Below are 12,612 nucleotides of genomic sequence, written 5' to 3' on the forward strand. Positions count from 1 at the left end.
TTTTGTCGTGATGAACCCTTTTGTTTCCTTACCGGAGGACGTACGTGTATCCGAACCTAGCCTTGTTTCTCGACGGCGAATGGGTGAGCGGCGGTGGCCGTGACACCCAGCCGGTGATCAATCCGGCCAACGGCGAGAGCCTTGGCGAGTTGCCGCATGCAAGCGACGCCGACCTCGAGCGCGCGCTCGAAGCCGTCGCCCGCACCGCGAACGCGTGGCGCAACGTGTCGGCGTACGAGCGCGCCAGGATCCTGCGCCGCGCGGCCGGCCTGATACGCGAGCGGCGTGACGCGATTGCCTTCGCGGTGACGCTCGAAGAGGGCAAGACGCTCGGCGAATCGCGTGCGGAAGTGGATGCGGCCGCCGATATCGTCGAGTGGTCCGCGGAGGAAGCGCGCCGCACTTATGGCCGCGTGATCCCCGGCCGCGTGCCCGAAGTCCGGCAACTGGTCATTCAGGAACCGGTCGGCCCCGTCGCCGCGTTCAGCCCGTGGAACTTTCCGGTGACGACGCCGAGCCGCAAGATCAGTAGCGCGCTCGCTGCTGGTTGTCCGGTGATCTTCAAAGCCGCGGAGGAGACTCCGGGCTCCGCCGTGGAACTGGTGCGTGCCTTTCACGATGCCGGCGTCCCCGCAGGCACGCTGAATCTGGTCTTCGGCGTGCCGAGCCATATCTCCGAACGAATCATCGGCAGTCCGATTATTCGCAAGATCTCGTTTACCGGTTCCGTTGCGGTCGGCAAGCTGCTGACCCGTCTTGCCGCCGACGACATGAAGCGCGTGACCATGGAACTCGGCGGCCACTCGCCCGTGCTCGTTTTCGCCGACGCCGACCCGGTTCACGCCGCGCGCACGCTGGCCGTCGGCAAGTACCGCAACGCCGGGCAGGTGTGCATTGCGCCGACCCGCTTCTATGTGCACGAGAGTATCGAAAAGCCATTCACCGACGCCTTTGTGCAGGCCACGCGCGAGCTGCGTATCGGCAATGGTCTGGACCCGGAGACCACGATGGGCCCGGTCGCGAATTCGCGCCGCGTGGCCGCGATGGAGCGCTTTGTCAGTGACGCGCGCGAGCGCGGCGCGCAGATCCTCACAGGCGGCCGGCGCGACGGCGGAGCGGGCTGCTTTTTCCCGCCCACCGTGCTGCGGTCGACGCCCGATGACAGCATGGTGATGACTCAGGAGCCGTTTGGACCGCTTGCGCCGATCACGCCGTTCAGCGACTTCGACGACGTGATCCGACGCGCCAATTCGCTGCCGTTCGGGTTGGCCTCGTACGTCTTCACGCGCTCGACGGAGACTGCGCTCGCGGCATCGGCCGCGCTGCGCTGTGGGATGGTGGCGCTCAACAGCCTCGCGCTGGGTCTCACCGAAACGCCGTTTGGTGGCGTCAGGGACAGCGGTTACGGCCAGGAAGGCGGCACCGAAGGCCTCGAAGCCTATACGACGAAAAAATTTGTCAGCCTGATGTGAACGATAAGGATAGCGATGTCAGTAAAACACAAGGTGGTCTTTCTCGATCGTGCGAGCGTGGACGCGCAGGTCCGGCGGCCGGCGTTCGCTCATGACTGGACCGAGCATGCGCGCACCGATTCCGCCGAAGTCGTCACCCGCCTGCGCGGTGCGACCATTGCAATCACCAACAAAGTGCCGCTGCGGGCAGCGACCCTCGAACAGTTGCCCGACCTGAAGATGCTCGCCGTGGCCGCAACCGGCACCGACATCCTCGACCTCGATGCCTGCCGCGCACGCGGAATCACCGTCTCGAACATCCGCAACTACGCGGTCGCCACGCTGCCCGAGCATACGTTCGCGATGCTGCTCGCGCTGCGCCGCAATCTCTTCGCCTATCGCGACGACGTGGCCGCGGGTCGCTGGCAGGCGTCCGGCACTTTCTGCCTGCTCGATCATCCGATTCGCGACCTCGCGGGCAGCCGGCTCGGTATCGTCGGCTTCGGCGCGCTGGGCAAGGCGGTCGCGCGGCTCGGCCGCGCGTTCGGCATGGAAGTGTGCGCGTTCGATCCGCTGCCGTTCGAAAGCGACGGCGTGCAATCCCTATCGCTCGACCACCTGCTTGCGAACGCCGACGTGATCTCGCTGCACTTGCCGCTCACGAGCCACACCCGTCATCTGATCGGTGCGCCCGAGCTGGCGCGGATGAAGCCGACCGCACTGCTGCTGAACACGGCGCGCGGCGGCCTCGTCGATGAACACGCGCTCGCCGCCGCGTTGACACGCGGACAGATCGGCGGCGCGGGCTTCGACGTGCTGTCCGGCGAACCGCCTGCGGCGGACAACCCGCTGCTGCAACTGCGCTTGCCCAACTTCATCCTCACGCCGCATATTGCGTGGGCCAGTCAACAAGCCATGCAAACCCTCTCCGATCAACTGATCGACAACGTCGAGGCTTTCGTTCGCGGAATGCCGAACAACGTGGTCGTGTAGCGCGTCCCTCGGCTGGCGCCGTTGCAAACCGCAGCTCATCGAACGGAAGCGGCGCTCGTTCGACGGCGCCCCGATTCAAATTGAACAAGGAAATCCATGGCAGCGGCATCGCGCTATTTCGAAGAACTGGTCGAGGGAGAAGACTTTCGCTCGCCTACCCGCACCATCGCCGAATGCGATCTGTACACCTTTGCCGGCCTCACCGGCGATCTCACCGATTTCCACATCAGCACCGAGGCCGCGAAGGCGTCGGTGTTCGGCCAACGTCCCGCGCACGGCATGTTGCTCGTGAGCCTCGCCAATGGCCTTTACAACCGCATCGGCGTCACCGACGAAACCGGCATGGCGCTCGCCGGCATCGAGTGGCGTTTTCTGAGCCCGGGCTTCATCGGCGATACCGTGCATCTGATCGTTTCTGTCGAGAAGAAACGCGAGCGCGACACGCCCGATCGCGGGTTGGTGTTCTGGAATGCGCGCCTATGCAATCAACGTGGCGAGACAGTGTGCTCGGGCCGCATGATCCGAATGGTCCGTCGGCGGCCCTCGTAGACATCGCAAACCGGCGGCGGCAGTCGTCGTTGAGACGTCGCCGCGCAAGCCTCACGTTTTCCTGATCAGCGGACAGGCGCTCTCCGACAAAGGCCGGGCGGCGTCCGCGGCGGATATCACGCTCAACTGCCGGTAGTAATCCCACGGCCCCTTCGATTCACCCGGCTTCTTGACTTCGAAAAGGTACATGTCGCGCAGTACGCGACCGTCGTCCCGGATGCGCCCGTTGCGAGTCATGAAGTCGTTGATCGGTGTGGCTTTCATCATTTTGATGACATTCGGCGCATCCGCATTGCCGGCGTTTTTCACGGCGCTCAGATAGTGCATGACCGCGCCGTGGTTGCCGGCATGGACCATGGTCGGCATCCGGTTCATGCGCTGGTAAAACCGCTTCGAAAACGCGCGCGTGCCATCGTTCTGATCCCAATAGAACGCCGAGGTCAACAGCAGCCCCTGGGTGGTAGCGAGTCCCAGGCTGTGGATATCGGTAATGAAAATCAGCAGCCCCGCCAGCTTCTGCTTGCCGCCCTGAGTAATGCCGAACTCGCTCGCCTGCTTGAGCGTGGTGATCAGATCCGCGCCCGAGTTGGCGAGACCGATGATCTGCGCGTTGCTGGACTGCGCCTGCAGCAGGAACGCCGACATATCGGACGTGTTCAGCGGATGCCGCGCTTCGCCCAGCACCTTGCCGCCGGCCGCTTTGACTACGTTCGCCGTGTCGCGTTCGAGCGATTTACCGAATGCGTAGTCGGAGGTCAGGAAGTACCACGTGTCGCCACCTCGCTTAACGACGGCGCGGCCGGTTCCCGCCGCGAGCGAATAGGTGTCGTAAATCCAATGCACGCCGTTCGGCGAACAGTTCTTGCCGGTGAAGTCCGACGAAGCGCCGGCGGTCGCGATCACCACCTTGTTCTTGCGCCTGGCGATTTCCTGTACGGCGAGCAGCACCGAAGAATTCGGCAAATCGATGATGAGTTCGACGCCCTTATTGTCGTACCAGTCGTTGGCAATCTGCGCGCCGATCTCGGCCTTGTTCTGATGGTCGGCCGACAACACCTCCACCGGCCGCCCGAGCACCGAGCCCCCGAAATCGGCAACGGCCATCTTGACCGCTTCGACGCTGCCGCGGCCACTCAGGTCCGACAGCGGTCCCGAGAGATCGGTCAGCACGCCGAGACGCAGCGGCTTGCCTGTCTGCGCGAATGCCTTGCCTGCGCCCAGCATGGCGACCGTAGCCGATGCCGCTATCGTCATAAACTCGCGACGCTTCGTCATGATTGTCTCCTCATTGATTCTTCGGTTCTTCGGGTCTGTTCATATCCGGCGGCGGCCATACGTGCGCCGCTCCCTCAGCCGCAGCCGCCTGTCATCACCTGCGACGTGGCAGGCGCGCCAGCAGTTCTCCGACGATGCCGCGCCGGAACATCAATACGCACACGACAAAAAACGCACCGATCACCACCGTCACCGGGAAATCGGTCCCGGCAAGCTGTGTCTCGAGCGTCACGACCAACGCCGCGCCAACAACCGGGCCCAGCAACGTGCCCATGCCGCCGAGCAAGGTCATCAGGATCACGTCGCCCGACATGTTCCACGTCACGTCCGACAGCGACGCAAGCTGGAACACCAGCGCTTCGGCGCTTCCCGCCAGTCCCGCGAGCAGCGCCGACAACACGAAGGCCAGCAATTTGTAGCGTTCCGTGCGATAGCCGAGCGACACGGCGCGCGCCTCGTTTTCACGAATCGCCGTCAATACCTGCCCGAACGGCGAATGCACGATGCGCCAGATCAGCGCAAATCCGCACACGAAAATCGCCAGCACGAAAAAGTACATATTCAGTTGCTGGCTCAGATCAATGAAACCGAATAAATAGCCGCGCGGCACCGCCTGAATCCCGTCTTCGCCGCCGGTGAACTTCATCTGCGATGCGAGGAAATAGATCATTTGCGCGAACGCCAGGGTGATCATGGCGAAATAGATCCCTTGGCGGCGAATCGCAAGCCAGCCAAACAGCAGCCCAAGCGTGGCCGCGAAAGCGGTACCGGCGAGGATCGCCAGTTCCGGGGGCCAGCCCCACACTTTCGCCACGTGCGCTGTGATATAAGCCGCACCGCCGAAAAATGCCGAGTGCCCGAAGCTGAGCAGCCCCGTAAAGCCGATCAGCAAATTGAACGCGCAGGCGAACAGCGCGAAGCACAACACCTTCATCAGAAACATCGGATAGACGACGAACGGCGCGGCGCAGCCGAGCGCGACGGCAAGAATAACGAACAGCCACGCCCGAGCGGCCGCAGGCGCGGAAACATGCGTGTGCACCAGGTTTGCATCAAGGTCGACAGCCACGATTAAGCCTCCCTTCCGAAAAGACCCGCGGGCTTGACCAGCAGGACGAGCGCCATGATGACGAAGACGACGATGTTTGACGCTTCCGGGTAGAACACCTTAGTCATGCCTTCTAGCAACCCGAGTGCGATCCCGGTGGCGATAGCGCCGAGAATCGACCCCATCCCGCCGATTACGACCACGGCGAACACCACCACAATCAGATTGGCGCCCATCGTCGGGCTCACCTGGTAGATCGGCGCCGCAAGGACTCCCGCGAGGCCGGCGAGTGCGACGCCCGCACCATAGGTCAGCGTGACGATCACCGGCACGTTGATGCCGAACGCCTTGACCAGCACCGGGTTCTCGGTCGACGCGCGCAGATACATGCCCAGCCGGGTCCGTTCGATCGCAAACCAGGTGCCGAAGCAGATCGTCAACGAACCGAGCACGACCCAGCAGCGGTACCTGGGCAGATAGACAGAACCGATCCGGGTGCCGCCTTGCAGCAGGTCGGGAATCGGATAGGACATGCCGGACACGCCGAACCGATAGCGAAAGCCGCCCTCGATGATTAACACGAGACCGAACGTGAGCAGCAGTCCGTACAAATGGTCTTCCTTATAGAGGCGCCGCATCATCGTGCACTCGAGCACGACGCCGATCAGCGCAACCACCGCCGGCGCGATCAGCAACGCCCACCAGTAGCCGATGCCCAGCTGGTTCAGCAGCGCCCAGGCAACAAACGCGCCGACCATGTACAGCGCACCGTGCGTCATGTTGATGACGTTCAGGAGACCGAATATCACTGCGAGTCCGAGACTCAGCATGGCGTAGAACGAACCGTTGATCAGCCCCAGCAGGAGCTGTCCGAGGAATGCCTGCAAGGGCACTCCGAATAGTGTCGACATGATGCGCTGTCTCCTTCATGTTCCGTAGCGGCGGCCGATCAGGTCGCCGCCGTGCCGATGATTTTCGTTGCGTTGGTATCGCGCGCGCGTCCCGCCGGCTATACGCCGAGCCACGCGTGCAGCCGCTCGGTATTCGCTTCGAGCTGATCGCTGGAAATCGTATCGACAACCTTGCCGTGATCCATCACATAGTGGCGATCCGCAATCGTCGCGGCGAAACGGAAGTTCTGCTCCACCAGCACGATAGTGAAACCGCGCTGTTTCAGCGCGCGCACTGCCACACCGATCTGCTCGATGATCGCCGGAGCGAGACCTTCTGTCGGCTCGTCCAGAAGGATGAGCTTTGCGCCGGTGCGCAGAATCCGCGCGATCGCGAGCATTTGCTGTTCGCCGCCGGACAGTCGCGTGCCTTGCGTCGAGCCACGGCCACGCAGATTGGGAAACAGCTCGTAGATCTGCGCGATGGACATGCCGCCGTCATTCAGTACGGGCGGCAGCAGCAGATTCTCATCGACGCTCAGCGAAGCGAAAATGCCGCGCTCTTCGGGCACGTAACCGATGCCGAGTCGTGGCACGCGGTGCGCCGGCATGGTGATCAGTTCACGGCCTTCGAAACGGATCGAACCCTTGCGTTTGCCGACGATGCCCATGATCGCGCGCAACGTGGTGGTTTTGCCCGCGCCGTTGCGGCCGAGCAGGGTCACAACTTCGCCACGCCTCACTTCCAGCGACGCCGCGTGCAACACGTGACTGTCACCGTAGAACGCATGCAGCCCGTCGATTTCGAGCATGACCGCGCCGGGCGCGGGGCGTTGCTGGATGTCATGCATGAGCGGCTCCCAGATAAGCCTCGATGACCCGCGGATCGCGCGACACGGTGTCGTAGGAACCTTCGATCAGTATCTCGCCTTGCCGAAGCACTGTAATGGTGTCCGACAGATTCGCAACCACCGAAAGGTTGTGCTCGACCATCAGTACGGTGCGGTCGCGAGCAATCCGTTCGATCAGCGCCGCGGTACGTTCGATGTCCTCATGGCCCATGCCTGCCATCGGCTCGTCGAGCAGCATCACTTCAGGAGAGGTCGCGAGCGTGGTGGCAATTTCCAGCGCGCGTTTGCGTCCGTACGATAGTTCGCCTGCCGATCGATTCGCGTATTCGATGAGGTTGACCGCATGCAGCAATTCGAACGCACGCTCGCTCAGCCGGAGCAGCGAAGCTTCGCTGCGCCAAAAATGAAAAGTGGTACCCAGGGGCCTCTGCAACGCCACGCGAACGTTCTCGAATACGGTGAGGCGAGGAAACACCGCCGATATCTGGAACGAACGCGCAAGGCCTAGTCGTGCGACGTCGGCGGGATGCGTCCGTGTAATCTCGCGGCCGCAGTAGTGAATGCTGCCCGCGCTCGGCGTGAGACAACGCGTCAGCAGATTGAACACCGTGCTTTTGCCCGCACCGTTCGGCCCGATCAACGCATGGATCGTCCCGCGCCGGATCCGCAGATCGATGTTTTTCACTGCGACGAAGCCCTTGAATTCTTTGGTCAAGCCACGGGCTTCGAGAACGACGTCCTCTTGCATGTGATTCCTCCGACCGGTGCCACAACGCGTTACGGGAGATCGACACGGCGACGGGGCGAGTCGCCCTCGCCTGTCATGCCTGCCGAACCTAGACATGAAGCATGTTGAACGAAAATGTCAACCTATCATCGATGTTTGGCGACAAACAACCTTTAATCTTCCAACTTGCACCATGCGTCCCGCCTGCCATGGTGCGAATACGCCTGAGCGAGCCCCCACATAGCCGCATCCTTCGGGACTCCCACACACCACCCCATTTGATCGAATTTGGTCGATTCAGATGAGTTTGGTGGATTTCGCTGGTTAACCCTGTTGACATGACTGCATCGTATGCCTAAATTTACTTACATGTAAGTCAGGGAATCACCTGAGAACGCTCCTGACCGCATGCGAACGGCACAACCCCAAGCCGGCTTTTTCCAACAGGAGGAATGCAATGCTTAGCGAAGAGGTAAAGACCAGCGCGCTCTCACAAGAGCAGGTGGAACAGTTTCGGCAGGACGGCTATATCGTTCCCGACTACGGGCTTCCTCCGGAGAAGGTAGAAAAATTGCAGAAAATGATGCAACAGATCGTGCGCGACAACCCAACGCTGCTAAACCAGCCGATCATTTGCCCTAACGTTCGCAATAGCGGTGTTCAAGGTCTGAAGGTCGACGACCCTGACGGATGGATGGATGTCGCGACCGATCCGCAGATTCTCGACATCATGGAGGCTTTGATCGGCCCGGATCTGATCCTGTGGGGCTCAGCGCTTTTCTACAAGGCTCCGCATAAGGGGCTGCCCACGCCGTGGCATCGCGACGGACGTTTTTTCCCGATCAGACCGCTGGAAACCACCAGCGTATGGATCGCGATTTACGACAGCGTGATCGAGAACGGCTGTCTGCGGGTCATCCCAGGCTCGCACCTCGCGCGCGATCTCGGTGTGCACGTCACGACGCCGACCACTGCGGCGATCCTCCAGGAAGTATTGTCGGAGACGGAATACGACGAAAGCCAGGCTGTTGACATCGAACTGAAAGCAGGCCAGATGGTGATCTTCGACGTCTACACGACCCACGGAGCAAACGGCAACAGCGGCACGCTGCAACGCGGCGGCTTTTCGCTGCGTTTCATGCCGTCAACGAGCCACTACGATCATGCCGCCGCCGAACGGACCGACCAGCCGGGCGGGTCATGGGAAACCCGGCCGCTGTTTTTGTTGCGTGGAGTCGACCGCTGCGGCAAGAACGACTTTATCCGTGGGCATCCGCAACCCTTAGCGGCCACCGAGCCGTCATAAGGTCGAACCGTCGTAGAATAATGACGAGCAGGCGCGCAGTGCATGGAACGCGCTGCGCGAGAAAACAGTCTGTCATCTTCATTGGCTGCAGGAACGATACGCGAGGAAACCGAGTTTTGCGTGACAACATCAAGGAAGTGGCCACCCAACTTCTAATACAGAACGGCTACCAGGGATTCCGGTTTCGCGACATCGCCGCCCAGTTGAATGTGACTCGCGCGAACGTTCATTACCATTTCGGCAATAAGCAGCAACTCGCTGAAGAAGTGATCGTCGAGTACGTGGCTGGCGCGCTGAATGCCTATCAGGCCATCTGGCTCGACCCAGATTCGACGCTGGACGAAAAGATCAACCGGCTGAAGGACGAAACCAAGAAACGCTACCTCAAATACAATCCGACTGGACGCACCGGCGCACCGTGGAGCCTGCTGGCGCGCATGCGGTTCGAGCGCGATCTGTTGAGCGACAAGGCACGCGAAGCAGTCGAAATGTACGGTGAGCGCCTTGAAAGCGTGATTTTCGAAGGCATGGCAATGGCCGTGCAGAAAAAGGAACTGAGTCCGGATACGCCTATCAAGGACATATCGTTTCAGCTGGTGACCGTAACTAATAGCGCGGGGCCCATTACGCAAGACAGCGGTTCGTTCGACCGACTGGAAGAACTTTACTGCGCGTTGGCGCGCATCATTCGGCATGCATTTGGGAATGCGCCAACTGTATGAGCGACTGAAACCGGTCTAGATTAGCGCGCCGCCGCCCCACCCGACCCGGCTGCACGAAGACGCGCAGCGGGGGTACAGGCTCCGGTGCTCGACGCTCTTGCCGTACGCTCAATCTGGCCACGGTACGGCGAATCAGTCAGCAGGCAACACCGCTGTTACCTGGACTTCCACCAGCGCGCCGTAATGCAACTGCGGCGACACCGCGACGGTCCGCGCGGGACGGTGTTCTTTGAGCGCCTGGACGTACACGCGATTGACCTCCGGCCAGTGGGCCATGTCGGTGACGAAGACCGTCGCGTTGACAATGTGCTGCATCGATGCGCCAGCCGCTTCGAGCACATGGCGCACGTTTTCGAGAGCCTGCATTGCCTGCGCGCCGACGTCGTCGGCGAGATGGCCGGGCCGCGCCGCATCGAACGGCAATTGGCCGGCAACAAAAATGAATCCGCCCGACACCACCGCCTGACTGTAGTGGCCGCCCGGCAGCGGTGCTTTATCCGTCTGTCTGAATTTCATTGATGCTTCTGTATCTGAGGAGTCTCGAACAACCGGTGGGTCATGCGTCCCGGCATTCGCCGAGCGCCCCGAGCAGGAGTCGGTTAAACGCGTCGGCGCTGTCAAGCGAAGAGAGATGGGCGGCCTCGGCAATCAACTCGAAGCGCGCATCCGGTATCGCGTCGCTGATCGCGCGCACCGCCGCAGGTGCGAACAGCTTGTCTTCGCCGCCCGCGATTACGAGCGTCGGTTGAGCGATCTGCCCGAGTCGGTCGCGCACGTCGAAACTGCGCATTCCCCGCACGACCTGGCTCAGGGACGTGCCGCTCGTGCGCTGCGCGAGGCGGCACCAACTGTTGTAAGCGGCGCGTCCGGCGGCGCTATCGTGGAACGGAGCGTTGAGCATCGCCGGCCACGTCGCCTGAAAGCGCTTTAACGGTCCGTCAGGCTGCGCGAACAGACCGAGCCAGCCGTCGACGATCGGCCCGAGTTCGGGCATAGCGAAGCTCGCCTGCGAATTCGCGACAATTAGCCGGTCTACTCGCTGCGGATGGTCGAGGGCCAGTTGGAGTGCCACCATCCCGCCAAGCGAGAGGCCGCAGACCGTCGCACGTTCGATTCCGAGGTGATCGAGCAGCGCGATCAGATCGCCTGCGAGTTCATCGACCGTCGTGACGGCAGTCGCCGCGTCCGACAGGCCGTGACCGTAAAGATCCGGCACGATCGCGCGATAGCCGGCGAAGGTAAGCGCCGCAATCTGCTGCATCCATGCCATCCCCGCATTGGTGAAGCCGTGGATCAGCAGGACCGGATGGCCCGCGCCACTTTCGGTGTAATGGAGTGCGCGTGGTTTGTCAGTGGTGCGAGTGAAAAATGGCATGTCACCTCCGCTTGCCGCACAATGCGGCGGTAATTTCTTCGAGCGATTTGCCGCGCGTTTCGAACCCGAGCAGGTAGCCGCCAATCGCGCCAGTCAGCAGTACCGCGCCCATCACGATAAAGAAAACATAACCCGGTGTGCCGGCGGTGAGCAGCGCGCCCAGCGCAGGAGCTGCGACGATGCCGCCAATGCGCTTCCACGACGCTGCCCAGCCGGTACCCGCCGCGCGAAAGCGGGTTGGATAGATCTCGCTGGTGTACGCGAAAAGCGGGCCACCGGCGCCGCCGGAAGAAAACAGCGCGGTCAACGCGCCGAGCGCAAGGATGGCCGCCGGGCTCGTCGCCCTTCCCCATGCAAGCATCAATAGCCCACCAATGCCCAGCAGAAGCGAGACCGTCGTGCGCCGCCCGATACGGTCGAGCAACGCGCCACCGACAAGGTTGCCGAGTGCGCCCGCACCGGTGATCACGCCAGTGAATACAAAGCTCTTCACCAGAGGGAAGCCCATGCGCGCGAAGATCGACGGCAGCCAGATTGCGAGCCCGAAGAACACTGCCCCGCCAGTGAACTGCATCAACCAGATACCGAGAGTGGGGCGAAGATAAGCACCACTCACAATCTCGCCGACGCGTGCAGGTTGTACTACCGGAAGTCGCGACGAAGGCGGTAGCGTTGCAGGATCGACCGTACTCAGACGGGTGACGATCGCGTTGGCCTCCCGCAACCGACCGAGCCCGACGAGAAAGCGCACCGACTCGGGCAAGCCGACCCACAGCAGCAGCAGCAGGACCGCCGGCACCGCGCCGACGACGAACATGCCCCGCCACGTATAGGCGGGCACGACCCAGATTGCGACCAAGGCCGCGAAGAAACTCGACGCTTGCCAGAAAAACACGCTCGACGCGAGGAGCAGCCCGCGCCGGCGCGCCGGCATGAATTCGGACAGATAGGTGAAGACGAGCGGCACCTCAGCGCCGAGACCGACGCCCTGCAGGATCCGCAATGTGACGAGCGACGTCTGGTTCGAGGCCGCCGCAGTCGCCAGACTCAGCACGCAATACATCAGGATCGATCCGATCATCGCGCGACGTCGGCCATAGCGGTCGGCGATCAAGCCGATCAGCGTCGAACCGACGAACATGCCGAGAAATACGCTCGACGCGAGAAAGCCGGCCTGCCCGCGGGTCAGTCCGAAAGTCGCTACGATTCCCGGTAAGACCAGCCCCATCATATTGATGTCGAAGCCATCGAAAAAATGGCCGAGCGCGACGGCCAGATACATGCGCACGTGCGTGGGCGTAAATGCCGACCGGTCGAGACTATCGAGCAATCGATCAGCTTCGCCGGTCAAGCCCGGCGGTGCGCCCGCGGTCTGCGGACCGGAGCATGTAACTTCAGAACTGGCCACGTCGATCTCCCCTTTCC

The 12,612-nt window shown here is 62.1% G+C and carries 13 protein-coding genes; 5 read left to right on the forward strand and 8 right to left on the reverse strand.

The genetic code is table 11. The features are described from left to right. Nucleotides 1-44 precede the first annotated feature (44 nt). The 3 genes from B0G81_RS38975 (at nucleotide 45) to B0G81_RS38985 (ending at nucleotide 2,993) form a co-directional block, all read left to right on the forward strand. Nucleotides 45-1,472, forward strand: a complete 1,428-nt coding sequence (locus B0G81_RS38975) for an NAD-dependent succinate-semialdehyde dehydrogenase (protein WP_134143498.1) — start codon at nucleotides 45-47, stop codon at nucleotides 1,470-1,472. Nucleotides 1,473-1,487: 15 nt separating this feature from the next. Beyond that, nucleotides 1,488-2,444, forward strand: coding sequence for a D-2-hydroxyacid dehydrogenase (locus tag B0G81_RS38980; protein ID WP_134143500.1), 957 nt, complete (start codon nucleotides 1,488-1,490; stop codon nucleotides 2,442-2,444). A 96-nt stretch (nucleotides 2,445-2,540) separates the two neighbouring features. After that, nucleotides 2,541-2,993: a MaoC/PaaZ C-terminal domain-containing protein gene (locus tag B0G81_RS38985; protein ID WP_134143501.1), complete on the forward strand. Its 453-nt coding sequence runs from the start codon at nucleotides 2,541-2,543 to the stop codon at nucleotides 2,991-2,993. Nucleotides 2,994-3,044: 51 nt separating this feature from the next. Here B0G81_RS38985 and B0G81_RS38990 read toward each other — a convergent pair whose 3' ends face one another. The 5 genes from B0G81_RS38990 to B0G81_RS39010 all read right to left on the reverse strand — a co-directional run bounded on the left by B0G81_RS38990 (nucleotide 3,045) and on the right by B0G81_RS39010 (nucleotide 7,805). After that, nucleotides 3,045-4,268, reverse strand: coding sequence for an ABC transporter substrate-binding protein (locus tag B0G81_RS38990; protein ID WP_134143503.1), 1,224 nt, complete (start codon nucleotides 4,266-4,268; stop codon nucleotides 3,045-3,047). Nucleotides 4,269-4,362: 94 nt separating this feature from the next. Beyond that, nucleotides 4,363-5,268, reverse strand: coding sequence for a branched-chain amino acid ABC transporter permease (locus B0G81_RS38995; protein WP_243856898.1), 906 nt, complete (start codon nucleotides 5,266-5,268; stop codon nucleotides 4,363-4,365). A 71-nt stretch (nucleotides 5,269-5,339) separates the two neighbouring features. After that, nucleotides 5,340-6,227, reverse strand: a complete 888-nt coding sequence (locus B0G81_RS39000; RefSeq protein WP_134143504.1) for a branched-chain amino acid ABC transporter permease — start codon at nucleotides 6,225-6,227, stop codon at nucleotides 5,340-5,342. Between the two features lie 98 nt (nucleotides 6,228-6,325). Then, the gene (locus B0G81_RS39005; RefSeq protein WP_134143870.1) at nucleotides 6,326-7,018 is read right to left on the reverse strand and encodes an ABC transporter ATP-binding protein; all 693 of its coding nucleotides are present in this window, start codon (nucleotides 7,016-7,018) and stop codon (nucleotides 6,326-6,328) included. 31 nt (nucleotides 7,019-7,049) lie between these two features. Continuing rightward, on the reverse strand, nucleotides 7,050-7,805 hold the full coding sequence (locus B0G81_RS39010; protein WP_134143506.1) for an ABC transporter ATP-binding protein: 756 nt from the start codon (nucleotides 7,803-7,805) through the stop codon (nucleotides 7,050-7,052). A 436-nt stretch (nucleotides 7,806-8,241) separates the two neighbouring features. Between B0G81_RS39010 and B0G81_RS39015 the strand changes: the two genes are divergently transcribed. Together B0G81_RS39015 and B0G81_RS39020 are read left to right on the forward strand one after the other, a co-directional pair. Beyond that, nucleotides 8,242-9,090 carry a phytanoyl-CoA dioxygenase family protein gene (locus tag B0G81_RS39015; RefSeq protein ID WP_134143508.1) on the forward strand — a complete coding sequence of 283 codons (849 nt, stop codon included), beginning with the start codon at nucleotides 8,242-8,244 and terminating at the stop codon, nucleotides 9,088-9,090. 116 nt (nucleotides 9,091-9,206) lie between these two features. Further along, a complete protein-coding gene (locus tag B0G81_RS39020) occupies nucleotides 9,207-9,812 on the forward strand; it encodes a TetR family transcriptional regulator (protein WP_166679180.1) in 606 nt (201 codons plus the stop codon). Between the two features lie 132 nt (nucleotides 9,813-9,944). Here the strand turns inward: B0G81_RS39020 and B0G81_RS39025 are convergent, their stop codons facing one another. Genes B0G81_RS39025 through B0G81_RS39035 form a run of 3 tightly spaced genes read right to left on the reverse strand, consistent with a single transcriptional unit; the run spans nucleotide 9,945 to nucleotide 12,595 of the window. Beyond that, on the reverse strand, nucleotides 9,945-10,328 hold the full coding sequence (locus tag B0G81_RS39025) for a RidA family protein (RefSeq protein ID WP_134143512.1): 384 nt from the start codon (nucleotides 10,326-10,328) through the stop codon (nucleotides 9,945-9,947). Between the two features lie 40 nt (nucleotides 10,329-10,368). Beyond that, the gene (locus B0G81_RS39030) at nucleotides 10,369-11,187 is read right to left on the reverse strand and encodes an alpha/beta fold hydrolase (protein ID WP_134143514.1); all 819 of its coding nucleotides are present in this window, start codon (nucleotides 11,185-11,187) and stop codon (nucleotides 10,369-10,371) included. A gap of 1 nt (nucleotide 11,188) precedes the next feature. After that, complete coding sequence (locus B0G81_RS39035; RefSeq protein WP_134143516.1) at nucleotides 11,189-12,595, reverse strand: MFS transporter; 1,407 nt, start codon at nucleotides 12,593-12,595, stop codon at nucleotides 11,189-11,191. Nucleotides 12,596-12,612: the final 17 nt, after the last annotated feature.

The sequence above is a fragment of the Paraburkholderia sp. BL6665CI2N2 genome, assembly GCF_004366535.1.
In the GTDB taxonomy this organism is placed as follows: domain Bacteria; phylum Pseudomonadota; class Gammaproteobacteria; order Burkholderiales; family Burkholderiaceae; genus Paraburkholderia.

Excerpts from the sequence above, each read along its gene's own strand:
- B0G81_RS38980 (WP_134143500.1), top strand. The coding sequence starts at position 1,488 with ATGTCAGTAAAACACAAGGTGGTCTTTCTCGATCGTGCGAGCGTGGAC.
- B0G81_RS39030 (WP_134143514.1), bottom strand. The coding sequence starts at position 11,187 with ATGCCATTTTTCACTCGCACCACTGACAAACCACGCGCACTCCATTAC.
- B0G81_RS38985 (WP_134143501.1), top strand. The coding sequence starts at position 2,541 with ATGGCAGCGGCATCGCGCTATTTCGAAGAACTGGTCGAGGGAGAAGAC.
- B0G81_RS39010 (WP_134143506.1), bottom strand. The coding sequence starts at position 7,805 with ATGCAAGAGGACGTCGTTCTCGAAGCCCGTGGCTTGACCAAAGAATTC.
- B0G81_RS39000 (WP_134143504.1), bottom strand. The coding sequence starts at position 6,227 with ATGTCGACACTATTCGGAGTGCCCTTGCAGGCATTCCTCGGACAGCTC.
- B0G81_RS39005 (WP_134143870.1), bottom strand. The coding sequence starts at position 7,018 with ATGCTCGAAATCGACGGGCTGCATGCGTTCTACGGTGACAGTCACGTG.
- B0G81_RS39015 (WP_134143508.1), top strand. The coding sequence starts at position 8,242 with ATGCTTAGCGAAGAGGTAAAGACCAGCGCGCTCTCACAAGAGCAGGTG.
- B0G81_RS38990 (WP_134143503.1), bottom strand. The coding sequence starts at position 4,268 with ATGACGAAGCGTCGCGAGTTTATGACGATAGCGGCATCGGCTACGGTC.
- B0G81_RS39025 (WP_134143512.1), bottom strand. The coding sequence starts at position 10,328 with ATGAAATTCAGACAGACGGATAAAGCACCGCTGCCGGGCGGCCACTAC.